General features: G+C 60.1%; 19 protein-coding genes and 1 pseudogene. 1 reads left to right on the top strand and 19 read right to left on the bottom strand.

The features are described from left to right. Position 1: 1 nt before the first annotated feature. The 19 genes and pseudogenes from POS17_RS05980 to rpsB form a co-directional block, all read right to left on the bottom strand. Entirely contained in the window at positions 2-1,633 is a 1,632-nt protein-coding gene (locus tag POS17_RS05980; protein WP_016964687.1) for a CTP synthase, read from the bottom strand. Between the two features lie 274 nt (positions 1,634-1,907). Further along, positions 1,908-3,224: a tRNA lysidine(34) synthetase TilS gene (gene tilS, locus POS17_RS05975; protein WP_060837771.1), complete on the bottom strand. Its 1,317-nt coding sequence runs from the start codon at positions 3,222-3,224 to the stop codon at positions 1,908-1,910. Positions 3,225-3,360: 136 nt separating this feature from the next. Then, positions 3,361-4,308: an acetyl-CoA carboxylase carboxyltransferase subunit alpha gene (locus POS17_RS05970; RefSeq protein ID WP_016964689.1), complete on the bottom strand. Its 948-nt coding sequence runs from the start codon at positions 4,306-4,308 to the stop codon at positions 3,361-3,363. 139 nt (positions 4,309-4,447) lie between these two features. Then, positions 4,448-7,969, bottom strand: coding sequence for a DNA polymerase III subunit alpha (dnaE, locus tag POS17_RS05965; RefSeq protein WP_060837770.1), 3,522 nt, complete (start codon positions 7,967-7,969; stop codon positions 4,448-4,450). Positions 7,970-8,038: 69 nt separating this feature from the next. Further along, positions 8,039-8,671 (bottom strand): ribonuclease HII, encoded by a 633-nt coding sequence (gene rnhB / locus POS17_RS05960; RefSeq protein WP_060837769.1) that lies wholly within the window; start codon positions 8,669-8,671, stop codon positions 8,039-8,041. Between the two features lie 11 nt (positions 8,672-8,682). Further along, positions 8,683-9,813, bottom strand: coding sequence for a lipid-A-disaccharide synthase (gene lpxB / locus POS17_RS05955; protein ID WP_060837768.1), 1,131 nt, complete (start codon positions 9,811-9,813; stop codon positions 8,683-8,685). Between the two features lie 2 nt (positions 9,814-9,815). After that, positions 9,816-10,592 carry an acyl-ACP--UDP-N-acetylglucosamine O-acyltransferase gene (gene lpxA / locus POS17_RS05950; RefSeq protein WP_060837767.1) on the bottom strand — a complete coding sequence of 259 codons (777 nt, stop codon included), beginning with the start codon at positions 10,590-10,592 and terminating at the stop codon, positions 9,816-9,818. Further along, positions 10,589-11,029 (bottom strand): 3-hydroxyacyl-ACP dehydratase FabZ, encoded by a 441-nt coding sequence (gene fabZ / locus POS17_RS05945; protein ID WP_007924058.1) that lies wholly within the window; start codon positions 11,027-11,029, stop codon positions 10,589-10,591. Before fabZ ends, lpxA begins: the two co-directional genes overlap by 4 nt. 109 nt (positions 11,030-11,138) lie before the next feature. Continuing rightward, on the bottom strand, positions 11,139-12,194 hold the full coding sequence (gene lpxD, locus POS17_RS05940; RefSeq protein ID WP_060837766.1) for a UDP-3-O-(3-hydroxymyristoyl)glucosamine N-acyltransferase: 1,056 nt from the start codon (positions 12,192-12,194) through the stop codon (positions 11,139-11,141). A 3-nt stretch (positions 12,195-12,197) separates the two neighbouring features. Then, entirely contained in the window at positions 12,198-12,701 is a 504-nt protein-coding gene (locus POS17_RS05935; RefSeq protein ID WP_016964695.1) for an OmpH family outer membrane protein, read from the bottom strand. A gap of 45 nt (positions 12,702-12,746) precedes the next feature. After that, a complete protein-coding gene (bamA, locus tag POS17_RS05930; RefSeq protein ID WP_060837765.1) occupies positions 12,747-15,134 on the bottom strand; it encodes an outer membrane protein assembly factor BamA in 2,388 nt (795 codons plus the stop codon). Between the two features lie 74 nt (positions 15,135-15,208). Continuing rightward, entirely contained in the window at positions 15,209-16,561 is a 1,353-nt protein-coding gene (rseP, locus tag POS17_RS05925; RefSeq protein ID WP_060837764.1) for a sigma E protease regulator RseP, read from the bottom strand. Positions 16,562-16,609: 48 nt separating this feature from the next. Then, complete coding sequence (gene ispC, locus POS17_RS05920) at positions 16,610-17,800, bottom strand: 1-deoxy-D-xylulose-5-phosphate reductoisomerase (protein WP_060837763.1); 1,191 nt, start codon at positions 17,798-17,800, stop codon at positions 16,610-16,612. Then, complete coding sequence (locus POS17_RS05915; protein WP_060837762.1) at positions 17,797-18,603, bottom strand: phosphatidate cytidylyltransferase; 807 nt, start codon at positions 18,601-18,603, stop codon at positions 17,797-17,799. The genes ispC and POS17_RS05915 overlap by 4 nt, the downstream gene beginning before the upstream one ends. Then, positions 18,603-19,359, bottom strand: a pseudogene (gene uppS / locus POS17_RS05910) (polyprenyl diphosphate synthase). The gene POS17_RS05915 and the pseudogene uppS overlap by 1 nt, the downstream one beginning before the upstream one ends. Before the next feature lie 15 nt (positions 19,360-19,374). Then, entirely contained in the window at positions 19,375-19,932 is a 558-nt protein-coding gene (gene frr, locus POS17_RS05905) for a ribosome recycling factor (RefSeq protein ID WP_011059527.1), read from the bottom strand. Further along, the gene (gene pyrH, locus POS17_RS05900) at positions 19,929-20,672 is read right to left on the bottom strand and encodes a UMP kinase (protein WP_011059526.1); all 744 of its coding nucleotides are present in this window, start codon (positions 20,670-20,672) and stop codon (positions 19,929-19,931) included. The genes frr and pyrH overlap by 4 nt, the downstream gene beginning before the upstream one ends. 208 nt (positions 20,673-20,880) lie before the next feature. After that, positions 20,881-21,747, bottom strand: coding sequence for a translation elongation factor Ts (gene tsf / locus POS17_RS05895; RefSeq protein ID WP_060837761.1), 867 nt, complete (start codon positions 21,745-21,747; stop codon positions 20,881-20,883). A gap of 203 nt (positions 21,748-21,950) precedes the next feature. After that, positions 21,951-22,688: a 30S ribosomal protein S2 gene (rpsB, locus tag POS17_RS05890; RefSeq protein ID WP_011059524.1), complete on the bottom strand. Its 738-nt coding sequence runs from the start codon at positions 22,686-22,688 to the stop codon at positions 21,951-21,953. Positions 22,689-23,095: 407 nt separating this feature from the next. Here rpsB and map point away from each other — a divergent pair, with 407 nt between their 5' ends. Then, a complete protein-coding gene (gene map, locus POS17_RS05885; RefSeq protein ID WP_047302039.1) occupies positions 23,096-23,878 on the top strand; it encodes a type I methionyl aminopeptidase in 783 nt (260 codons plus the stop codon). The last annotated feature ends 38 nt before the right edge of the window (positions 23,879-23,916 follow it).

Below are 23,916 nucleotides of genomic sequence, written 5' to 3'. Positions count from 1 at the left end.
TTCAAGCCTTCTTCTGGTGTTGAGCCAATGCAGCTTTGACGAAACCGCTGAACAGTGGGTGACCGTCACGTGGCGTCGAGGTGAACTCGGGGTGGAACTGGCAAGCGACGAACCATGGATGATCCGCAGCTTCGACCACTTCGACCAGCGCGCCGTCGCCCGAGCGACCGGAGATCTTCAGGCCCGCCTCGATCAGTTGCGGCAGCAACTTGTTGTTCACTTCATAACGGTGGCGGTGACGCTCGACGATCACGTCCTTGGCGTAGCAGTCGTGCACCTTGGAGCCCGCTTCGAGCAAGCATTCCTGAGCGCCCAGGCGCATGGTGCCGCCCAGGTCGGACGCTTCGTTACGCACTTCGACGGCGCCGGTGGCATCTTCCCACTCGGTGATCAGGCCGACGACCGGGTGACCGCTGGCGCGATCGAATTCGGTGGAGTTGGCATCTTTCCAGCCCATGACATTACGGGCGAATTCGATGACAGCCACTTGCATGCCCAGGCAGATACCCAGGTACGGCACCTTGTTCTCGCGAGCGTATTGCACAGCGGTGATCTTGCCTTCCACGCCACGCAAGCCGAAACCGCCCGGAACCAGGATCGCGTCGACGCCTTCCAGCAGCGCGGTGCCCTGGTTCTCGATGTCTTCGGAGTCGATGTAGCGCAGGTTGACCTTGGTGCGGTTGGTGATGCCGGCGTGACTCATCGCTTCGATCAGCGACTTGTAGGCGTCCAGCAGCTCCATGTACTTGCCGACCATGGCGATGGTGACTTCGTGCTCGGGGTTGAGCTTGGCGTCCACCACCTTTTCCCACTCGGACAGGTCGGCGCCGTTGCATTGCAGACCGAAACGCTCGACGACGAAGTCATCCAGGCCCTGGGCGTGCAGCACGGCCGGGATCTTGTAGATGGTGTCGACGTCTTCCAGGGAAATCACCGCACGCTCTTCAACGTTGGTGAACAGGGCGATCTTGCGACGCGAGGACACATCCACCGGATGGTCGGAGCGGCAGATCAGCACGTCAGGCTGCAGGCCGATGGAGCGCAGCTCCTTCACCGAGTGCTGGGTTGGCTTGGTCTTGGTTTCGCCGGCAGTGGCGATGTACGGAACCAGGGTCAGGTGCATCAGCATCGCGCGCTTGGAGCCGACTTCGACCCGCAACTGGCGGATGGCTTCGAGGAACGGTTGCGACTCGATGTCGCCCACGGTACCGCCGATTTCCACCAGGGCCACGTCGGCATCGCCGGCGCCCTTGATGATGCGACGCTTGATCTCGTCGGTGATGTGCGGAATCACCTGGATGGTGGCGCCCAGGTAGTCACCACGGCGCTCCTTGCGCAGTACGTGCTCGTAGACACGGCCAGTGGTGAAGTTGTTGTTCTGGGTCATGGTCGTGCGGATGAACCGCTCGTAGTGGCCCAGGTCCAGGTCGGTCTCGGCGCCGTCGTGGGTGACGAACACTTCACCGTGCTGGAACGGGCTCATAGTGCCTGGGTCGACGTTGATGTACGGGTCCAGCTTGAGCATGGTGACCTTAAGCCCCCGCGCCTCCAGGATGGCCGCCAATGAAGCCGAGGCAATGCCTTTCCCCAATGAAGAAACAACACCGCCCGTGACGAATATGTAGCGCGTCATGAAAAACCCTAGAAGTCTGCGTTAAAGCGGTCAGTGCCGCCGGGGAAAGCGAAGGAAGGCCGAAGCCCCCGATCACCTGCATTAATCACAGTGCACCTTTCAAAAAAACCGCCGCGTGGTGACAGACCGGATGCAAAAACACCGGTAGGTTGCTCGCTACACATTTTTTGGAATCGCCCAGCAAAGACTGCTTGGTAATCGGCAACTCCTGCAATTCAGGCGAATCCACAGAAGTTGTATCAAGAAGGGAGCGTAGTCTACCGGAAAGCCCCTTTCAGCTCAAACCTTGATCGCTGGTCAGTGGTCGCCAATGCAATTGCCAGTCGGCCAGAGGTTCCGCGCCGGGCCCAGGCAGGTTAGCCAGCGCCAACAGCCGCTCCCCCTGATACAACAGCGGCAATCTGCCACGGACAAAACCCGGTAGCCCGGCTTCGTTGAGCAAACGCTTCAGGTCACGATGGCCGCGCCCTGCCACCTGCACGACCTCCCCTCCCTGTCGGTAGCCTATGCGCAACGGTCCCTGGGGCGCCCTTCCACTGAAAAACACCTGGCCATTGCCCGGCAAACGCAATGGGCATGTCGGATCCAGCCATTCAACCGGCCCCTGCACCGGCTGCAACCAGGCACCGGACAACCACCAGACCCGCCCGCACGCACGATGCAGCTCACCATCGGCCAGGCGCCACAGCGGCCGGCCATCGGCGCCGGCATCCCGCAGGTTCTCCCAGCCGTGCCAATGATCGGTATCGGGCAAACGGCCAAAACCACCCAGCCAATGGCTCAGGGCATTGCGCTGGCGGGCCGGGGACAGGGCCTGCAACGGCGCAAGGGCCAGCGACGGCAGGCCAAGCCAGGAAAAACAGTCCCCGCCCTCGGCAGCCGACAGGTCCAGCGCCGCCAGCTCGTCGAGCAGGCCCTGGGCCTCCCTCAGGTGCGCGGCGCTGCGACTCATGCAGGTAGCGGCCTGAGGCCAGCGGGCCAGCAAAGAGGGCATGACCTGATGCCGCAGGTAGTTGCGCGAATACTGATGATCGGCATTCGAAGGGTCCTCGACCCAACTCAGGCCATGCTCGGAGGCATAGCGCTCAAGCTCCTGACGCGACACGCCAAGCAAAGGTCGCAGCAACTGCCCGCCCCCCAGAGGCCGGCACATCGGCATTGCCGACAAGCCCCGGACCCCGGCTCCGCGCAACAGACGAAACAGCAGGGTTTCGGCCTGATCATCACGATGCTGCGCCGTCAGCAGCAGTTCATGCGCCGCGGTGAGCGCTGCAAAAGCCCCGTATCGAGCCTCACGGGCGGCCTGTTCAAGACTGGCACCAGCCTGCACCTGCACGCGAATCACTTTCAGGGGCACGCCCAGGGCATCACAGATCGCCTGGCAATGATCCGGCCAGGCATCCGCCGCTTCTTGCAGCCCATGGTGGATATGCACAGCCTGCAGTGTCGGCAAGCGTTGCCGGTGCGCCAGACTGGCAAGCAGGTGCAGCAGGACAGTGGAGTCAAGACCACCGGAGAGGGCGACACGCCAGACCTTGGCATCGAGCCAGGGCCTCAGACTGTGCAGTAATTGGGGGCTGAGAGCGTTCATGCAGCGATCGAAACCTGTAGGAGCGGCCGGCTGGCGCAGTCACTTGCCCCGCTATAAGCAACGACGCCGCCATCGAATCGATGGCGGCGCCTGGGTCGCGAACGAGCGTGCCCCTATCGGGGAAAGCGCTAGTCGATCAGAGACCGTAGCTCATCAGGCGGTCATAACGACGGGCCAGCAAGGTGTCGTTATCCATTTCCTTGAGCATCGCCAGCTGCGAGCTGAGCTCGGCACGGATCGAAGCGGCAGCCGCCGCCGGATCACGGTGGGCGCCGCCCAGTGGCTCGCTGATGACCTTGTCGACAATGCCCAGGCCTTTCAGACGCTCTGCGGTGATGCCCATGGCCTCTGCCGCATCGGCAGCCTTTTCCGAGGTTTTCCACAGGATCGAGGCGCAGCCTTCCGGCGAAATCACCGCATAAGTGGAATATTGCAGCATGTTCAACTGGTCGCAGACGCCGATGGCCAATGCGCCGCCGGAACCGCCCTCACCGATCACGGTAGCGATAATCGGGGTCTTCAGGCGCGCCATGACCCGCAGGTTCCAGGCAATGGCCTCGCTCTGGTTGCGCTCTTCAGCGTCGATGCCCGGATAGGCGCCCGGGGTGTCGATGAAGGTCAGGATCGGCATCTTGAAGCGTTCGGCCATTTCCATCAGGCGGCAGGCCTTGCGATAACCTTCCGGACGCGGCATGCCGAAGTTGCGACGCACTTTCTCGCGTACTTCGCGGCCTTTCTGATGACCGATGATCATCACCGGCTGCTCGTCCAGGCGGGCAACCCCACCGACAATCGCCGCGTCGTCGGAGAAGTGGCGATCGCCATGCAGCTCGTCGAACTCGGTGAAGATGTGCTGGATGTAGTCCAGGGTGTATGGACGACGTGGGTGCCGTGCCAGACGTGCGATCTGCCAGCTGGTGAGCTTGCCGAAGATGTCCTCGGTCAGGGTGTTGCTCTTGTCCTGCAGGCGGGAAATCTCATCGCCGATATTCAGCGAATTGTCATTACCGACCAAGCGCAACTCTTCGATCTTGGCTTGCAGGTCGGCGATCGGCTGTTCGAAATCAAGAAAATTCGGGTTCATAGGCGTCCGTCTGGGCTCGACGTCCAAGGGGGCTTGGGCCGGCCGGTTGTCTATTCGCGCCCTACCTTAAGGGACGGACGCGTTGAGGTCGAGATTAAAAATTCAGGTGACGACAAGGCGCAATGATGGCGCCTCTCCGTCAACGGTATTGGAGGAAGACGTTGTCTCGCCCGAACTGGTCACGCAGGGCTTGAATCAAGCTGTCCGCCGGGTCGATCCGCCAGTTCTCGCCAAACTGCAGCAGGGCCTTGGCGTCGTTACGGCTGTACTCCATGGTGATCGGGCACGCGCCGCGGTGGCGCTTGAACAACTCACCCAGCCAGCGTAGCTGATCGCCCTTGAGGGCATCGGTATGGACTTTCAGGCGCAGGCTTTCCGCCAGGTTGGTCCGCGCATCCTCCATGCTCATCACCCGTTTGACCCGCAAGCGCAAGCCTCCGGAGAAGTCGTCGTTGCTCACCTCGCCTTCCACCACCACCATGGCATCGGTCTGCAACAGCGATTGCGCCGAATGGAACGCATCGGCAAACAACGAGGCCTCGATCCGTCCCGAGCGGTCGTCGAGGGTGATGAAACCCATCTTGTCGCCCTTCTTGTTCTTCATCACCCGCAGGGCAATGATCATCCCCGCCACCGTCTGGGTATCCCGGGCCGGCTTCAGATCGATGATGCGCTGACGGGCGAAACGACGGATCTCGCCTTCATACTCATCGATCGGATGCCCGGTCAGGTACAGCCCAAGGGTATCTTTCTCGCCCTTCAGGCGCTCCTTGAGGGTCAGTTCCTTGGCCTTGCGGTGGTTGGCATAGACGTCCGCGTCTTCCTCGACAAACACTCCGCCGAACAGGTCGGCGTGACCACTGTCGTGGGTCCGGGCGGTCTGTTCCGCCGCCTTGATCGCCTCTTCCATGGCCGCCAGCAACACGGCACGGTTCTGATCGATGTTGGCCTGATAAGCCTTGGGCTCATCGAAGAAGTGCGGGCCGAGACGGTCCAGGGCGCCACTGCGAATCAGACCATCCAGGGTCCGCTTGTTGATGCGCTTGAGGTCGACCCGGGCACAGAAATCGAACAGGTCCTTGAACGGCCCCTCGACACGGGCTTCGGTGATGGCTTCCACCGGCCCCTCGCCCACCCCTTTGATCGCACCAAGCCCATAAACGATGCGGCCTTCGTCGTTCACCGTGAACTTGAACTCGGAGGTGTTCACATCCGGCGCATCGAGGCGCAGCTTCATGGTCCGCACTTCCTCGATCAAGGTCACGACCTTGTCGGTGTTGTGCATATCCGCAGACAGTACCGCCGCCATGAAGGGCGCCGGGTAGTGCGCCTTGAGCCAGGCAGTCTGGTAGGACACCAGGCCGTAGGCGGCGGAGTGGGATTTGTTGAAGCCGTAACCGGCGAACTTTTCCACCAGGTCGAAGATGTTACCCGCCAGGTCGGCGTCGATGTTGTTGCTGGCGCACCCCTCAATGAAACCGCCACGCTGCTTGGCCATTTCCTCGGGTTTCTTCTTACCCATGGCCCGACGCAGCATGTCCGCACCGCCGAGGGTGTAACCGGCCATGACCTGGGCGATCTGCATCACCTGTTCCTGATATAGGATGATGCCGTAGGTCGGCGCCAGCACCGGGCGCAGACCCTCGTACTGATAGTCGGGGTGCGGGTAGGCCAGTTCGGCGCGACCGTGCTTACGGTTGATGAAGTCATCCACCATCCCCGATTGCAGCGGCCCCGGACGGAACAGGGCCACCAGTGCGATCAAGTCTTCCAGGCAGTCGGGCTTGAGCTTCTTGATCAGCTCCTTCATGCCCCGGGATTCAAGCTGGAATACCGCGGTGGTTTCAGCTTTCTGCAACAGGCTGTAGGTCGGCTTGTCGTCCAGCGGGATAAAGGCGATATCCAGCGGTTCCTCGCCCACCTTGGCGCGGTCGCGGTTAATGGTTTTCAGCGCCCAATCGATGATGGTCAGGGTCCGCAGGCCGAGGAAGTCGAACTTCACCAGACCGGCCGCCTCGACGTCATCCTTGTCGAACTGGGTTACCAGGCCGCCGCCTTCTTCGTCGCAGTAGATCGGCGAGAAGTCGGTGAGCTTGGTCGGCGCGATCACCACGCCACCGGCGTGCTTGCCGACGTTACGCACCACGCCTTCGAGCTTGCGCGCCATTTCCCAGATTTCCGCCGCCTCTTCATCGACCTTGATGAAGTCCCGCAGGATCTCTTCCTGCTCGTAGGCTTTTTCGAGCGTCATGCCGACTTCGAAGGGGATCATCTTCGACAGACGGTCGGCCAGACCATAGGACTTGCCCTGGACCCGCGCCACGTCGCGGACCACCGCCTTGGCCGCCATGGAACCGAAGGTAATGATCTGGCTCACCGCGTTGCGGCCGTATTTCTCGGCCACGTAGTCGATCACCCGGTCACGGCCATCCATGCAGAAGTCGACGTCGAAGTCGGGCATCGATACCCGTTCCGGGTTAAGGAAACGTTCGAACAGCAGGTCGTATTCCAGCGGGTCGAGGTCGGTGATCTTCTGCACGTAGGCCACCAGGGAACCGGCACCCGACCCCCGGCCGGGACCTACCGGCACGCCGTTGTTCTTGGCCCACTGAATAAAGTCCATCACGATCAGGAAGTAACCGGGGAACCCCATCTGGATGATGATATCCAGCTCGAAGTTCAGGCGATCGACATAGACCTGGCGCTTGGCCTCGTAGTCCTCGGTGGTGTCCCTGGGCAGCAGCACGCTGAGGCGCTCTTCCAGGCCGTCGAAGGAAACCTTGCGGAAGTACTCATCGATGGTCATGCCATCGGGAATCGGGTAGTCGGGCAAGAAGTGCTTGCCCAGCTTGACCTCGATGTTGCAACGCTTGGCGATCTCGACCGTGTTTTCCAGGGCCTCGGGCAGGTCGCTGAACAGCTCGGCCATTTCCTCGGCGCTTTTCAGGTACTGCTGGTCGCTGTAGTTCTTCGAACGACGCGGATCGTCCAGGGCCCGGCCTTCGCCGATGCAGACCCGGGTCTCGTGAGCTTCGAAGTCTTCCTGCTTGATAAAGCGCACATCGTTGGTGGCCACCAGCGGCGCGCCAATCTTGTCGGCCAGGGCCACGGCGGCGTGCAGTTGCTCTTCATCATTGGGCCGGTTGGTACGCTGCACTTCCAGGTAGAAACGGTCCGGGAATACCGTCATCCACTCCCGGGCCAGGGTCTCGGCGACCTCCAGGTCACCGGCGATCAGCGCCATGCCGATCTCCCCCTCCTTGGCCGCCGAGAGCATGATCAGGCCTTCCGCGGCTTCCGCGACCCATTCGCGTTCGATGATGATCTGGCCGTTGCGCTGGCCATCGATAAAGCCCCGGGAAATCAGCTCAGTGAGATTGCGATAGCCCACGGCATTCATCACCAGCAGACTGATGCGGCTCAGGGCATTGTCCGGGTCCTTGTTCGACAGCCATAGGTCGGCACCACAGATCGGCTTGATCCCGGCACCCATGCTGGCCTTGTAGAACTTGACCAGGGAACACATGTTGTTCTGGTCGGTAACCGCTACCGCAGGCATGCCCATGCCGGTCAGGGCTTTGACCAGCGGTTTGATCCGCACCAGGCCGTCGACCAGGGAGTACTCAGTGTGCAGGCGCAGGTGAACGAATGAAGCCGGCATAATGATCCTGTAATAAGCGCGAAAACAACAAGGCCCGGATTGTACCGGGCCTCGACTAAAACATCAGCCTCAGGACGGAATCTCGCCCCGCGCCTCAAGGGCCTCATAGGCTTGTCGCACCGGGGCGAAGGAGCGCCGGTGAATCGGGGTCGGTCCCAGGCGGGCCAGGGCCTCCAGGTGCACCGGCGTCGGATAGCCCTTGTGGCCGCCAATACCGTAGCCCGGGTAGATCAGCTCAAAGGCAGCCATCTCGCGGTCGCGGCTGACCTTGGCCAGAATCGATGCCGCGGCAATCGCCGGAACCTTGCTATCGCCCTTGACCACCGCTTCGGCGGGCATGGCCAGCTTGGGGCAGCGGTTGCCATCGATCATTGCCAGCTTCGGGGTCACGCTCAGTCCCTCCACCGCCCGCTGCATGGCCAGCATGGTGGCGTGGAGGATATTCAGTTCGTCGATTTCCTCGACTTCAGCCCGGGCAATGCACCAGCTCAAGGCTTTTTCGCAGATTTCGTCGAACAGCTTCTCGCGACGGGCCTCGGTGAGTTTCTTCGAATCATTGAGACCAAGAATCGGCCGTTTCGGATCGAGAATCACCGCCGCAGTGACAACGGCTCCGCACAAGGGGCCACGGCCGACCTCATCGACACCGGCCACCAGATCCTCGGCATCCGCCACCAGGGTGAAGTCCAGGCCCATCTGCATCTTCGCGTTACTCATTGTGATTTGCCGATCAGCTCAAGTACCGCTTGCGCGGCCTGGTTGGACGCGTCGCGACGCAAGGTTCGGTGGATCTCGTCAAAACCGCGGGTCTGCTCTTCCCCGCCTTCGATCAACGGCGACAAGGTCTGCGCGAGGGCTTCGGCGGTGGCGTCATCCTGCAACAGCTCCGGCACCAGCAGGCGCTGGGCCAGCAGGTTCGGCAAGGAAATGTACGGACTCTTGACCATGCGCTTGAGAATCCAGAAGGTCAGCGGCGCCAAACGGTAGGCCACCACCATTGGACGCTTGTAGAGCAAGGCTTCGAGTGTCGCGGTGCCAGAAGCGATCAGCACCGCGTCACAGGCGGCCAGGGCCTTGTGGGACTGGCCATCGAGCAAGGTCAGCGGCAGGTCACGACTGGCCAGCAGTTCTTCGAGCTGGAGCCGACGCTCCGGGCTGGCGCACGGCATGATGAAGCGCACGCCGGGACGCAGGGTACGCAAGCGCTGTGCGGCATCCAGGAACAGGGCCCCCAGGCGCCCCACTTCACCGCCACGACTGCCGGGCATCAAGGCCACCAGAGGCCCGTCCGGCAGACCCAGTTCGGCACGCGCCGCCGCTCGGTCCGCCTGCAGCGGAATGGCATCGGCCAGAGAGTGGCCGACGAACTTCACCGGTACGCCTTTCTCTTCGTAGAACCGGGCCTCGAAGGGAAACAGCGTGAGCATCAGGTCGCACCCTTCGCGAATCTTCAGCACCCGTTTCTGGCGCCAGGCCCAGACCGACGGACTGACGTAATGCACGGTCTTGATCCCGGCCTGACGCAGCTTGAGTTCGATATTCAGGGTGAAATCCGGAGCATCGATACCGATGAATACATCCGGCTTTTCGGCAATCAGGGTCTGGATCAGCTTCTTGCGTCGCGCCAGCAACTCACGCAGTCGCCCAAGCACCTCGACCAAGCCCATGACCGCCAGGCGCTCCATGGGAAAGTAGGAGGTCAGACCTTCGGCGTGCATCAGCGGACCGCCGACGCCAATGAATTCGACAGCCGGGTGCTGAGCCTTGAGGGCTCGCATCAGACCGGCGCCGAGAATGTCGCCGGAGGCTTCGCCAGCCACCAGCGCAATACGCAGAGTGTTCATGATTAACGGGTGATGCCGCGAGTCGAAGACTGGATCGAGTCACGAAACACCGCGACTTCCGGGAACTCAACCGCCGCTTCGGCCAGTTCGGCCAAGGCTTGATCCACGGTCAGACCCTGACGGTAAACCACCTTGTAGGCGCGCCGCAGTGCGTGGATCGCATCCTCGCTGAAGCCGCGACGGCGCATCCCTTCAAAATTCATGCTGCGGGCTTCGGCGGGGTTGCCGAACACCGTGACGAACGCCGGTACATCCTTGCCGATGGCGGTGCCCATGCCGGAGAAGCTGTGGGCGCCGATATGGCAGTACTGATGCACCAGGGTGAATCCGGAAAGAATCGCCCAGTCGTCGACATGCACATGGCCGGCCAGCGCTGTGTTGTTGACCAGGATGCAGTGGTTGCCAATGACGCTGTCATGACCGATGTGGGCGTAGGCCATGATCAGGTTGTGATCGCCCAGGGTGGTTTCGGAACGGTCCTGGACGGTGCCACGGTGAATGGTCACGCCTTCGCGGATCACGTTGTGGTCACCGATGACCAGGCGGGTTTCCTCGCCTTTGTACTTCAGATCAGGGGTGTCCTCACCTACCGAAGAAAACTGGTAGATGCGGTTGTGCTTACCGATCCGGGTCGGGCCCTTGAGAATGACATGGGGCCCGATCACTGTACCCTCGCCGATTTCCACACCAGCGCCGATGATCGACCACGGGCCAACCTCAACGTCGTCGGCCAGAATGGCCGTCGGATCGATGATTGCGCGAGGGTCAATCAAACTCATAGTTTGCGTTCCGCACAGATGATTTCAGCAGAGCACACCGGCTTGCCGTCGACCGAGGCCTGACACTCGAACTTCCAGATCTGGCGCTTGCAGCTGATGAACTTGGCCTCAAGAATCAGCTGGTCGCCCGGCAGCACTGGCTGGCGGAAGCGCAGCTTGTCGGAACCGACGAAGTAATACAGGGTGCCATCGGCTGGCTTCACGTCGAGCATCTTGAAACCGAGAATGCCCGCAGCCTGAGCCATGGCTTCGATGATCAGTACGCCCGGCATGATCGGATGCGCAGGAAAGTGACCATTGAAGAACGGTTCGTTGATGCTGACATTCTTGTAGGCACGAATGCACTTGCCCTCAACATCCAGGTCCACTACCCGATCCACCAACAGGAAAGGGTAACGGTGAGGCAGGTATTCGCGAATCTCGTTGATGTCCATCATTTCGGGGGGAAGCCTGTAGTAAAGAGTGGGAGCGCGCGACTAACGCACGCCCCTCTAGCAAATCAAGGAGGCCGTCTAGCGGCTGTGCACACTTGATATGGAAATGGTATCAGCCATCTGATGAAGCATTGCCGTCAGGGGTCACGCCCCCAACGCGCTTTTCCAACTGACGCAGGCGTCGCGCAAGATCATCGAGCTGACGGATGCGTGCCGCGCTCTTGCGCCACTCGGCAGCAGGTTGCATGGCCGTACCGGAAGAGTAGGCACCCGGCTCGGTAATCGAGTGAGTCACCATGGTCATTCCAGTGAGGAATACGTTGTCACAAATATCGATGTGCCCGACCAGCCCAACACCGCCGGCGAGCATACAGTGCTTGCCGATCTTGGTGCTGCCGGAGATCCCCACACAAGCGGCCATGGCGGTGTGATCACCGACCTGAACGTTGTGGGCGATCTGAATCTGGTTATCGAGCTTCACGCCATTGCCGATGACGGTGTCGGCCAGGGCGCCACGATCGATCGCGGTGTTGACGCCAATCTCGACATCGTCACCTATGGTCACGCCGCCAATCTGCGCGATCTTCTGCCAGATGCCTTTCTCGTTGGCAAAGCCGAAGCCTTCGCCCCCCAGCACCGCGCCCGACTGGATAACCACTCGTTTACCGATGCGTACGTCGTGGTACAGGGTGACCCTTGGCGCCAGCCAGCCGCCCTCGCCGATCTCGCAGCGGGCACCGATAAAGCAATGAGCGCCGATGGTCACTCCGGCACCGATGCGAGCACCACTCTCGATCACCGCAAACGGGCCGATGCTGGCCGCTGGATCCACCTGCGCATCAGCAGCAATCACCGCGGACGGGTGAATGCCGGCCGGGGCCTTGGGCTTGGGGTCGAACAGATGGGAGATTCGGGCGTAGGACAGGTAAGGATCGGCCACCACCAATGCGTCGCCGGCATAGGCCTCGGCATCAGCGGCTTTCAGCAACACCGCACCGGCCTGGCAGTCCACCAAGTACTTGCGATATTGCGGGTTTGCCAAAAAGCTCAACTGAGCTGGGCCAGCCTCCTGCAAGGTGGCTAGCCCAGTGATTTCCTTCTCCGCGTCGCCACGCAAGGTAGCGCCGAGGAACTCGGCCAACTGGCCGAGTTTTATAATTGCGGTCATGGCTTACTTCAGCTGATTCATGCGCTCGATAACTTGGCGAGTGATGTCGTACTGAGGTTTGACATCGATCACTGCGCCACGCTCGAAGACCAGATCGAAACCGCCTTTCTTGATGACTTCTTCAACTGCGCTGTCCAGCTTCGGCTTCAGTTGCTTGAGCATCTCGCGGTCAGCAACAGCCTTGGCTTCGTTCAGTTCCTTGGACTGGAACTGGAAGTCACGGGCCTTTTGCTTGAACTCGAGCTCCAGACGTTCACGCTCGCCCTGCTGCATCTTGTCGCCACCGGCCACCAGGCGATCCTGGATACCCTTGGCGCTGCTTTCCAGGGTTTTCAGCTTGGTCAGTTGCGGACCGAACTTTTTCTCGGCGTCCACTGCGTACTTCTTCGCCGCGTCGGATTCCAGCAGTGCCATCTGATAATTCAGAACGGCAATTTTCATTTCGGCAAACGCCGGGCTCGCGACCAGAACGGAGGCCAGGAGAACCAATTGAGTCAACTTACGCACGATGCACTCCTACAAAATCCATTGTCGTTATCTTGGGTCAGGCTATTAGAAAGTCTGACCGAGGGAGAATTGGAACACCTGGGTCTCAGCGTTATTCGGTTTCTTCACTGGCATCGCCAGGGCAAAGCTCAATGGACCCAGGGCCGTAACCCAGGTCACACCGACGCCCACGGAGCTGGCCAGGTTGCTGAGGCTGATGTCATTGCACTGCGTCTTGGAAGAAATGCCGTTGGTATTTTTCACGTTCGAGCACTTGGAATCGAACACGTTACCCACATCCCAGAACACCGACGTCCGCAGGGAACGCTGATCCTTGACGAATGGCAGCGGGAACAACAGTTCGGCACCACCCTGGATCAAGACGTTACCACCGAACGGCAGCGGATCCTGATCAGTGTCATAAACAGTTCCAGCATTACCAGTTACAGCAGCACCACGACTTGGGGTACTGCGCGGCCCCAAAGTGCTGTCCTTGAAACCACGAACCGAGTTGAAGCCACCAGCATAGTAGTTCTCGTAGAACGGCAAACCATTTGTTGAACCGTAGCCATCACCGTAGCCCAGCTCGGTATGGAAACGCATGGTGTAGTTTTCAGTCAGCGGCTGGAACATCTGGCCACGGTAATCAAGTTTGAAGAACGACAAATCACTGCCTGGAGTAGTGGTCTCCAAAACCAAACTCTGGGAGTGACCTCGGGTGGCCAGTACGCCCTTATTCAAAGTCGATTCGGACCAGCCTGCGGATGCTTTGAAGTTCAGGTAGCTACTACCCTGTTCATTAACGAAGTTAAAAATCTCATCGACTGTGTATTGACCAGTCTTGATCTTGTCCTGCTGCGCAGTCAGGCCGAAGGTCAGACGCGAAGTCTCACTGATCGGGTAACCCACGCTGACACCGGCACCCAGGCTGTCCACCGCATAGCTGGCAACGTTGACGTCGAGGTCTTTGTAGTCAGTGGTGCGATAGAAGGCGTTGTAGCCCAGGCTCACGCCATCGGCGGTCCAGTAGGGGTCAACGTAGCCGAAGTTGTAGCGGCTCTGGTATTCACTGCGGGTCAGGCCAATGCTGACCTTGTTACCAGTACCCAGGAAGTTGTTCTGAGTGATCGAACCACCAAGGATCAGACCGGCACTCTGGGCGAAACCGACGCTGGCGGTGATCGACCCGGACGCTTGTTCTTCCACCGCGTAGTTCACGTCAACCTGGTCATCGACACCCGGAACAGCCGGAGTCTCGACGTTGACCTCCTTGAAGAAGCCCAGGCGCTCCAGGCGAGTCTTGGACTGGTCGATCAGGTAGGTCGAAGCCCAGCCACCTTCCATCTGGCGCATTTCGCGACGCAGAACTTCGTCCTCGGACTTGGTGTTGCCACGGAAGTTGATGCGGTTGACGTAGGCACGCTTGCCCGGGTCCACCACGAAGGTGATGTCCACGGTGTGATCTTCATCATGCGGCTGAGGCACGCCGTTGACGTTGGCGAAGGTGTAACCCTCGTTACCGAGACGACGAGTGATCAGTTCGGAAGTGGTGGTCATCAGCTTGCGCGAGAACACCTGGCCCTTCTCCACCAGCAACAGCGCCTTGACCTGGTCTTCAGGGACTTTCAGGTCGCCGCTGAGCTTCACGTCACGAACGCTGTACTTCTCGCCTTCGTTGACGTTGACAGTGATATAGACGTGCTTCTTGTCCGGAGTGATGGACACCTGGGTCGAAGCGATATCCATGTTGATATAGCCGCGATCGAGGTAGTAGGAACGCAGACGCTCCAGGTCACCGGACAGCTTTTCACGGGCGTACTTGTCGTCGTTCTTGAAGAACGACAGCCAGTTGGTGGTCTTGAGTTCGAACAGGCCGATCAGGTCTTCATCAGGGAAAACCGTGTTGCCCACCACGTTGATGTGCTGGATGGCAGCGACCGTACCTTCGTTGATCTTGACCTTCAGGCCAACGCGGTTGCGTGGTTGCGGCACCACTTCGGTCTCAACGGTGGCCGAGTAACGACCCTGGGCGACATATTGACGCTGCAGTTCGTTACGCACGCCTTCGAGAGTCGCACGCTGGAAGATTTCGCCTTCGGCCAGGCCAGACTGCTTCAGGCCCTTCATCAGGTCTTCGGTAGAGATCGCCTTGTTGCCTTCGATCTCGATACTGGCAACCGACGGCCGCTCGACTACCGTAATGACCAGGACGTTGCCATCGCGGCCCAGCTGGATGTCTTGAAAGAAACCGGTTTTGAACAGCGCACGAGTGGATTCCACCAGGCGACGGTCGTCCGCCTGCTCGCCGACGTTCAACGGCAAGGCACCAAAGACGCTACCCGCGGAAACGCGCTGAAGGCCGTTGACGCGGATATCGGAGATAGTGAAGGACTCGGCGTGAACTTCGGCGATCATCAATACGGTGAGAACCGCAGTTAGCAGCAGACGTTTCATGAAGTCCTTTCTTATTCCAACTGGCAATAAACAAACTGCCGCAAAATGCGGCAGATTCGCAATTCAGCGAAGCGTTACAGACGACCCAGATCGTTGACCAGAGCAAGCAGCATGACTCCGACCACCAAGCTGATACCGATCTGTATCCCCCAACCTTGCACCCGATCCGACAAGGGACGACCACGCGCCCACTCGATCAGATAGAACAACAAATGCCCCCCATCCAGTACCGGGATGGGCAACAAATTCAGAACACCCAGGCTAATACTCAGATAAGCAAGGAAATTCAAGAAATCAGCAATGCCCGACTGGGCAGAAGCGCCCGCCACTTTAGCAATGGTTATCGGTCCACTCAAGTTTTTTACCGAGAGCTCGCCGAACAACATTTTCTTCAGTGATTCCAGGGTCAGGACGCTCATGGTCCAGGTCCGCCGGGCCCCTTCGCCAATGGCCTCCAGCGGACCATAACTGACCTCGCGGAGCATCTCCGGCGGCCAGTCTACCGCCTTCACCCCGGCCCCAAGATAACCGCTGGGCGCCTTGCTTTCACCGCGACTGGCCAAAGTCACCGGGATCTCGACCTGAGCGCCATCGCGCTCCACCTGCAGCACAATCTTGCTGCCAGGGTGCATCCGCACCCGATCGACCACCTGCTGCCAGTCATTGAGCGGCTGCCCATCAAGGGCCAACAGGCGATCACCGCTTTTCAGGCCAGCCGTCTGGGCCGGGCCTTTCGGGTCCAGCTCGGCCAACACCGGCGGCAAGGCCGGCCGCCATGGGCGAACCCCCAGGGAGCGGATAGGGTCCGGCTCATCAGCCCCCTTGAGCCACTTGTCCAGTACCAGCTGACGGGGCGACTCCACAGTCGCGCCCTGCTCGCGCACCAACACCTGCAGCGCGCCACTTTCACCCAAACGACGCACCAGCTGCAGGTTGACCGCTGCCCAGCCAGTGGTCGGCTCACCGTCGATGGCGACGATTTCCTGACCGGCAGCAAGGCCCGCCTGCGCCGCAATACTGCCCGCCTCCACATCACCGATAACCGGCCGCACCTGCTGGCTGCCCAGCATCGCCAGACCCCAGAAGAACACCAGCGCCAGGAGGAAGTTGGCAATCGGCCCCGCGGCAACAATGGCAATGCGCTGGCGAACCGACTTGCGATTGAAGGATTGATCCAGCTCCTCGACGGCCACTTCGCCTTCACGCTCATCGAGCATTTTCACGTAGCCGCCCAGCGGAATGGCGGCGATCACGAACTCAGTGCCGCGACGATCGTGCCAGCGCAGCAGCGGCATGCCGAAGCCTACGGAGAAGCGCAGCACCTTGACGCCACAGCGGCGGGCGACCCAGAAGTGGCCGAATTCGTGGAAGGTGACCAGCACACCCAGGGCTACCAGGGTGCCGACAATCATATAGAGCGCGCTCATCTACTTTCTCCGCAATCCTGTTCGCCGCCACTCGCGCGGTCGCGCATCCTATCGCCCGTTACGCTGCAACCATTGTTCCGCCAGGCTCCGGGCCTTGGCGTCCGCCGCAAACACCGCATCGAGTTCATTGACTGCGACCACAGGTTCACGGACTAAAACTTCGTCGATGATACTCGCGATTTCCGGGTAACGGATGCGCCGTTCGAGAAACGCCGAAACCGCCACTTCGTTGGCCGCATTGAGCATCGCCGGCGCACTGCCACCCGCCTCGGCAGCCTGACGCGCCAGCCGCAGGCAAGGAAACCGCTGCTCGTCGGGTGCTTCGAAGTCCAGGCGGGCAATCGCAAACAGATCCAGCGGCGCAACACCAGAGTCGATACGCTCCGGCCAGGCCAGGGCATTGGCGATCGGCGTGCGCATATCGGGATTACCCAACTGCGCCAGCACCGAACCGTCGACATAATCCACCAGGGAGTGAATCACGCTCTGGGGATGCACCACCACTTCAACCTGTGAAGGCCTGGCATCGAACAACCAACAGGCCTCGATCAGCTCCAGGCCCTTGTTCATCATGCTCGCCGAGTCCACGGAGATCTTGCGTCCCATGGACCAGTTCGGATGGGCACAAGCCTGCTCGGGCGAGACACGCTCAAGCTCGGCCAGCGGCGTCTGACGGAACGGACCACCCGAGGCTGTCAGCAGAATCCGTCGCACCCCGATTGCCCCCAACCCCCGGGAGAAGTCGGCAGGCATGCACTGGAAGATTGCATTGTGCTCGCTGTCGATGGGCAGCAGCACCGAACCACTCTTGCCCACCGCCTGCATGAACAGCGCGCCGGACATCACCAATGCTTCCTTGTTGGCCAGCAGAATTTTCTTGCCGGCCTCAACGGCTGCCAGGGTCGGACGCAAACCGGCCGCCCCGACAATCGCCGCCATCACCGCATCGACCTCAGGCGCCGACGCGACGTCACACAAACCTTGCTCACCCACCAGAACCCGGGTCGAGAGACCGGCAGCCCGCAGCTCTTCCTGCAAACGACTGGCGGCAGCCGCCTCCGGCACCACCGCAAAGCGCGGCACGTGGCGAATGCACAATGCCAGCAACTCGGCCAGGCGACTGAACCCGGTGAGGGCAAACACCTGGTAGCGATCCGGATGACGGGCAATAACGTCCAAGGTACTCAGCCCTATGGAGCCCGTAGCCCCCAGAACCGTTACCTGCTGGACAGCACTCACAGTCCGGCCATCCACAGCAGTACCGCAAACACCGGGATAGCCGCCGTCAGGCTGTCGATCCGATCGAGCACGCCACCATGGCCCGGCAACAGGTTGCTGCTGTCCTTGATGCCCGACTGACGCTTGAACATGCTCTCGGTCAGATCACCGACCACGGAAATAAACACCACGATGGCCGCCCCCAGCAACCCCAGCAGGATCTGCCCGGCACTCCAGTCACGCACCAGCCCGACCACCGCGGTAATCACCAGGCTCAAGGCCAGGCCGCCATACACACCTTCCCAGCTCTTGCCAGGACTGACCTGAGGCGCCAGCTTGCGCTTGCCGAAAGCCTTGCCGGAGAAATAGGCGCCAATATCCGCGCCCCACACCAGCACCATGACCGACATGATCAACCAGTTGCCCAGTGGCAGCTGCTTGATGAACACCAGGCCCTGCCAGGCCGGCAACAGGATCAACAGACCGATCAGCAGCTTGGGCGCGACGCCCGACCAGTGCTCGCTGGTACGTGGATAAGTCAGCACCAGGAAGGTCGCCAACGCCCACCACAGCACTGCAGCGCCCAGCACCCAAGGAGCAACGCCCGGCACCAGGTGCATGAGCAGCAACATCGCCGCCACCACCAAGGCGAAGGCGACCCGAGCCGGCTGCGCCTCGAAACCGGCCAGGCGCGCCCACTCCCAGGCTCCCAGGCTCACCACCAGACCGATGAACAGGGCAAACCCCGAACCTTCCAGCAGGAAAAACCCGCACAAAGCGATCGGCAGCAGGATCAGTGCCGTAATGATTCGTTGTTTAAGCATTAAACCCGGGCTCCAGCCTCGACCTGCTCGCTCGTCTTACCGAAGCGCCGCTGGCGAGATGCGTAATCGGCCAGCGCATTGCGCATGGCTTCGTGTTTGAAGTCCGGCCAGAACAGGTCGGAGAAATACAACTCGGCATAGGCCAGTTGCCACAACAGGAAGTTACTGATGCGATGCTCGCCACCGGTACGGATGCACAAATCCGGCAACGGCAGATCGCCGGTTGCCAGGCAGGTTTGCAACAGACCCGGCGTGATGTCCTCGGGGCGCAGATGACCGGCCTGAACCTCACGCGCCAGGCGCTGGGCAGCCTGAGCGATGTCCCACTGCCCGCCATAGTTGGCGGCAATCTGCAGGATGAAACGATCGGGACCGGCCGTAATGGCTTCCGCCTCGCGCATTGCCGCCTGCAGCTCGGGATGGAAGCGCGAACGATCGCCAATGATCCGCAAGCTGATGTTGTTCTCGTTGAGGCGCTTGGCCTCACGACGCAACGCCTTGAAGAACAGGTCCATCAAGGCGCTGACCTCATCAGCCGGGCGCTGCCAGTTTTCACTGGAAAAGGCAAACAGGGTCAGCACCTCGACCTTGGCCTCAGCGCACACCTCGATCACCGCACGCACCGCATCGACACCCGCTTTATGCCCGGCAACACCCGGCATAAAGCGTTTTTTTTGCCCAGCGGTTATTTCCGTCCATGATGATCGCGACATGGCGCGGCACCGAGGACAACACGGACTGCTTGGTCTTTTCCATGAAAACGCCTGACCCTTAAACGGCCATCAAGTCCTTTTCTTTTTCCTCAGTCGCCTTGGCGATCTGAGCTTCAAAGTCCTTGATCAGCTTGTCGATTTCGGCGCTGCCACGACGCTCTTCGTCTTCGCTGATTTCCTTGTCCTTGGTCAGTTTCTTCAACTCGCCCAGGGCGTCGCGACGGATGTTGCGCACGGCAACCCGTGCATCTTCGGCCGCGGCGCGCGCCTGCTTGGTGAAGCCTTTGCGGGTTTCCTCGGTCAGCGGCGCCATCTTGATCAGCAGCAGCTCGCCCAGGTTGGTCGGGTTGAGGTTGAGACCGGCACTGCCAATGGCCTTGTCGATGGCGCCGAGCATGTTGCGCTCGAATGGCACGACCTGCAGGGTCTGGGAATCCTTCACGGTAACGTTGGCAACGCCGCTCAACGGCGTGTCGGTACCGTAGTAAGGCACCATCACGCTGCCCAGGATACTCGGGTGGGCCTTGCCGGTACGGATCTGGCCGAATGCATGCGCCAGCGATTCCAGGGACTTTTTCATGCGCTCCTGGGCGTCTTTCTTGATTTCGTTGATCATTGTTCGCCTTCCTCGATCAGGGTTCCTTCAGCGCCACCATGCACGATATTCAGCAGGGCGCCGGGCTTGTTCATGTTGAATACCCGCAGCGGCATCTTGTGGTCGCGGCACAGGCAGATGGCCGTCAGGTCCATCACTCCCAGCTTGCGATCCAGCACTTCATCGTAAGTCAGATGATCGAACTTCTCGGCATGCGGGTCCTTGAACGGGTCTGCAGTGTAAACACCGTCGACCTTGGTTGCCTTGAGCACGACATCGGCATCGATCTCGATGGCGCGCAGGCAGGCTGCGGAGTCGGTAGTGAAGAACGGGTTGCCGGTGCCGGCCGCGAAAATCACCACCTCTTTGGAGTTCAGGTGGCGCATGGCCTTGCGACGGTCATAGTGATCGGTCACGCCCACCATGGAAATGGCGGACATCACGATGGCCGAGATATTCGCACGTTCCAGCGCGTCGCGCATGGCCAGGGCGTTCATCACAGTGGCCAGCATGCCCATGTGGTCGCCCGTGACCCGATCCATCCCGGCTGCGCTCAATGCGGCGCCACGGAACAGGTTGCCACCACCGATTACCAGGCCTACCTGGACGCCGATGCCGACCAGTTGGCCGACTTCCAGCGCCATGCGATCCAGCACCTTGGGGTCGATCCCGAACTCTTCCGAGCCCATCAGGGCCTCGCCGCTAAGCTTGAGTAGAATGCGTTTATAGCGAGCTTGATAACCACTGCCCTGCTGAGCCATTGCGAATCTCTCCTGCGGCGTATTTTAAAAATTCTTTGCGGGCTGTTTTCAGCCTGCGTTCACTCTAGCTTGACGCTGTCACAGCGCCATCAGAACACGACTTTGTAAACCGGTTCCGAGGTCACACAACAAAATTGCCCTGCCCATTTGAAAAGAGGCTGCGCGCGTGAGCGGGCAGCCTCTTCTGGGCGACAGTTGAAAAACCGTCTTACTGTTGCTTGGCAGCAGCCAGTTGTGCAGCTACTTCTTCAGCGAAGTTGTCTTCTTTCTTCTCGATGCCTTCGCCTACGGCGAAACGAGTGAAGGAAACGATTTCAGCGCCGCCTTTCTTGGCCAGAGCACCTACGGTGATTTCTGGATCCTTGACGAAGGCTTGCTCAACCAGGCTGGCTTCAGCCAGGAACTTGCTGATACGGCCAGCGATCATCTTCTCGACGATTTCGGCAGGCTTGCCTTTCATCTTGTCTTCGTTCAACTGCAGGAACACGCCCTTTTCACGCTCGATGGCTTCGGCGGAAACTTGCGAAGGCAGCAGGAACTCAGGGTTGCTTGCCGCTACGTGCATGGCGATGTCCTTGGCCAGGTCAACGGAACCGCCCTTCAGGACAACCGCAACACCGATCTTGTTACCGTGCAGGTAAGTACCGACCACGTCACCTTCAACGCGAGCCAGACGACGGATGTTGACGTTCTCGCCGGTCTTGCCCACCAGGATCAGACGGTCGGCTTCTTGAGCTTCGATCAGCGGAGCGGCGTCGGTCAGTTTGTCAGCGAACGCTTTTTCAACGCTGGCAGCAACGAATGCCTTGAAGTCGTCCTGCAGAGCCAGGAAGTCGGTCTGCGAGTTCACTTCCAGCAGGACAGCGGCTTTACCGTCGTCCTTGATGGCGATAGCGCCTTCAGCAGCCACGTTGCCTGCTTTCTTGGCAGCCTTGATGGCGCCGGAAGCACGCATGTCATCAATGGCTTTTTCGATGTCGCCGCCGGCCTTGGTCAAGGCCTTTTTGCAATCCATCATGCCTTCGCCGGTACGCTCGCGCAGTTCTTTGACCAACGCTGCAGTAATCTCTGCCATTTTCAAAATCCTCTTGGATAGGTTTTCAACCATTCCACCCGATCGAACGGGCGTTCAATTCTTGGGCGCTGCCCCGAACTCACTTCATAACAGCCCCGGATTACAGAATCTGTCGGGGCGCGACGACGAAATGATTTTCGAGTTGGCAAAAAGGGGGCCAAGCCCCCTTTTTGCGTACTGAGTAAACGCTAAGCGTCAGTTACTCAGGCTTCAGCCGCCGGTGCTGCAGCTTCTTCGAACACTTCGGTGCCGCCAGCAACGTTGTTGCGACCACGGATCACAGCGTCAGCCATCGAACCCATGTACAGCTGGATGGCGCGAATGGCGTCATCGTTGCCTGGGATGATGTAGTCAACGCCTTCCGGGCTGCTGTTGGTATCGACAACGCCGATGACCGGGATGCCCAGCTTGTTGGCTTCGGTGATCGCGATGCGCTCGTGATCAACGTCAATCACGAACAGTGCGTCAGGCAGGCCGCCCATGTCCTTGATACCACCCAGGGAACGATCCAGCTTTTCCAGATCGCGAGTGCGCATCAGCGCCTCTTTCTTGGTCAGCTTGGCGAAAGTGCCGTCTTCTGCCTGCACTTCAAGGTCACGCAGACGCTTGATGGAAGCACGGATGGTTTTGTAGTTGGTCAGCATGCCGCCCAACCAGCGGTGATCGACGTACGGCGAACCGCAACGTGCTGCTTCTTCAGCAACGATCTTGCCAGCGGAACGCTTGGTGCCGACGAACAGAATCTTGTTTTTGCCCTGGGCCAGACGCTCTACGAAAGTCAGAGCTTCGTTGAACATTGGCAGGGTTTTTTCAAGGTTGATGATGTGAATCTTGTTGCGCGCGCCGAAAATGTACTTGCCCATTTTCGGATTCCAGTAACGGGTTTGGTGACCGAAGTGCACACCGGCCTTCAGCATATCGCGCATGTTGACTTGGGACATGATAGTTCCTTAATAAGTCGGGTTAGGCCTCCACGTATCCCAATGACCAACCAACAGCCTGCGCTGAGGGCACCCAGGTCATCGTGTCGACACGTGTGTGGGTTTGGGCTTTTCGGGGCATCCCCGGAAAGCGGCGCATTTTATACCACAGCGAGGGGCAAAACGGAACCCAGATTCACATCCGCCGATCCTTGGAGTTTTTGCCCTGTTGCTGGAATCGGCCCAGAATGCACCATTGTATGGAGACAAGCGCCAGCAGAACCTCAGATTTGCGCTGAGCGTCTGTTAGAATCGCTCCTTTGCGGCTTCCGAAAACCTTCCTGCTTCCACCCCGGCGCCAGCCTTGCCGGGGCAGGTTTTCAAGCCATTCCGTGTATATCGCGCCACTGAGCGTCAAGAGAGCCTGTATGACCGTCACCCTCAAAACTCCCGAGGACATCGCCAAAATGCGTGTCGCCGGCAAACTGGCCGCCGAAGTGCTGGAAATGATTGCCGAGCATGTCAAACCCGGGGTCACCACCGAAGAACTGGACCGCATCTGCCACGACTACATCGTCAACGTGCAGGGCGCCATCCCGGCCCCGCTGAACTACAAGGGCTTTCCCAAGTCCATCTGCACCTCGATCAACCACGTGGTGTGCCACGGCATCCCCAACGAGAAGCCGCTGAAGGATGGCGACACCCTGAACATCGACGTGACCGTCATCAAGGACGGCTACCACGGCGACACCAGCCGCATGTTCCACGTCGGCAATGTGCCGGTCTGGGCCGAGCGCCTGTCGCAGATCACCCAGGAATGCATGTACAAGGCCATCGAACTGGTGAAGCCGGGCTGCCGCCTGGGCGACATCGGCGAAGTGATCCAGAAGCACGCGGAAAAGAACGGCTTCTCGGTCGTGCGCGAATTCTGCGGCCACGGCATCGGCAAGGTATTCCACGAAGAGCCGCAGATCCTGCACTACGGCCGCGCCGGCACCGGCATGGAACTCAAGGCCGGCATGACCTTCACCATCGAGCCGATGATCAACCAGGGCAAGGCCGACACCAAGGTGCTGGGCGATGGCTGGACCGCCATTACCAAGGACCGCAAGCTCTCGGCGCAGTGGGAACACACCCTGCTGGTTACCGAGACCGGCTACGAAATCTTCACCCTGCGCAGCGATGACACCATCCCCCGGGTATCTGCCTGATCCACAACGCCGCGTCCCGACCTTATAGATAGAAAGGA

The sequence above is a fragment of the Pseudomonas sp. Os17 genome (assembly GCF_001547895.1).
Taxonomy (GTDB): domain Bacteria; phylum Pseudomonadota; class Gammaproteobacteria; order Pseudomonadales; family Pseudomonadaceae; genus Aquipseudomonas.
The sequence above is the reverse complement of the archived record's forward strand: the minus strand, read 5'-3'. Positions and strand labels throughout refer to the sequence as shown.

Coding starts and splice junctions, on each gene's coding strand:
- lpxB (WP_060837768.1), bottom strand. CDS start 9,813: ATGAACACTCTGCGTATTGCGCTGGTGGCTGGCGAAGCCTCCGGCGAC.
- POS17_RS05915 (WP_060837762.1), bottom strand. CDS start 18,603: ATGCTTAAACAACGAATCATTACGGCACTGATCCTGCTGCCGATCGCT.
- POS17_RS05970 (WP_016964689.1), bottom strand. CDS start 4,308: ATGAACCCGAATTTTCTTGATTTCGAACAGCCGATCGCCGACCTGCAA.
- POS17_RS05980 (WP_016964687.1), bottom strand. CDS start 1,633: ATGACGCGCTACATATTCGTCACGGGCGGTGTTGTTTCTTCATTGGGG.
- bamA (WP_060837765.1), bottom strand. CDS start 15,134: ATGAAACGTCTGCTGCTAACTGCGGTTCTCACCGTATTGATGATCGCC.
- pyrH (WP_011059526.1), bottom strand. CDS start 20,672: ATGGCTCAGCAGGGCAGTGGTTATCAAGCTCGCTATAAACGCATTCTA.
- lpxD (WP_060837766.1), bottom strand. CDS start 12,194: ATGACCGCAATTATAAAACTCGGCCAGTTGGCCGAGTTCCTCGGCGCT.
- rseP (WP_060837764.1), bottom strand. CDS start 16,561: ATGAGCGCGCTCTATATGATTGTCGGCACCCTGGTAGCCCTGGGTGTG.
- tsf (WP_060837761.1), bottom strand. CDS start 21,747: ATGGCAGAGATTACTGCAGCGTTGGTCAAAGAACTGCGCGAGCGTACC.
- fabZ (WP_007924058.1), bottom strand. CDS start 11,029: ATGATGGACATCAACGAGATTCGCGAATACCTGCCTCACCGTTACCCT.
- rpsB (WP_011059524.1), bottom strand. CDS start 22,688: ATGTCCCAAGTCAACATGCGCGATATGCTGAAGGCCGGTGTGCACTTC.
- frr (WP_011059527.1), bottom strand. CDS start 19,932: ATGATCAACGAAATCAAGAAAGACGCCCAGGAGCGCATGAAAAAGTCC.
- dnaE (WP_060837770.1), bottom strand. CDS start 7,969: ATGCCGGCTTCATTCGTTCACCTGCGCCTGCACACTGAGTACTCCCTG.
- lpxA (WP_060837767.1), bottom strand. CDS start 10,592: ATGAGTTTGATTGACCCTCGCGCAATCATCGATCCGACGGCCATTCTG.
- rnhB (WP_060837769.1), bottom strand. CDS start 8,671: ATGCAGATGGGCCTGGACTTCACCCTGGTGGCGGATGCCGAGGATCTG.
- map (WP_047302039.1), top strand. CDS start 23,096: ATGACCGTCACCCTCAAAACTCCCGAGGACATCGCCAAAATGCGTGTC.
- tilS (WP_060837771.1), bottom strand. CDS start 3,224: ATGAACGCTCTCAGCCCCCAATTACTGCACAGTCTGAGGCCCTGGCTC.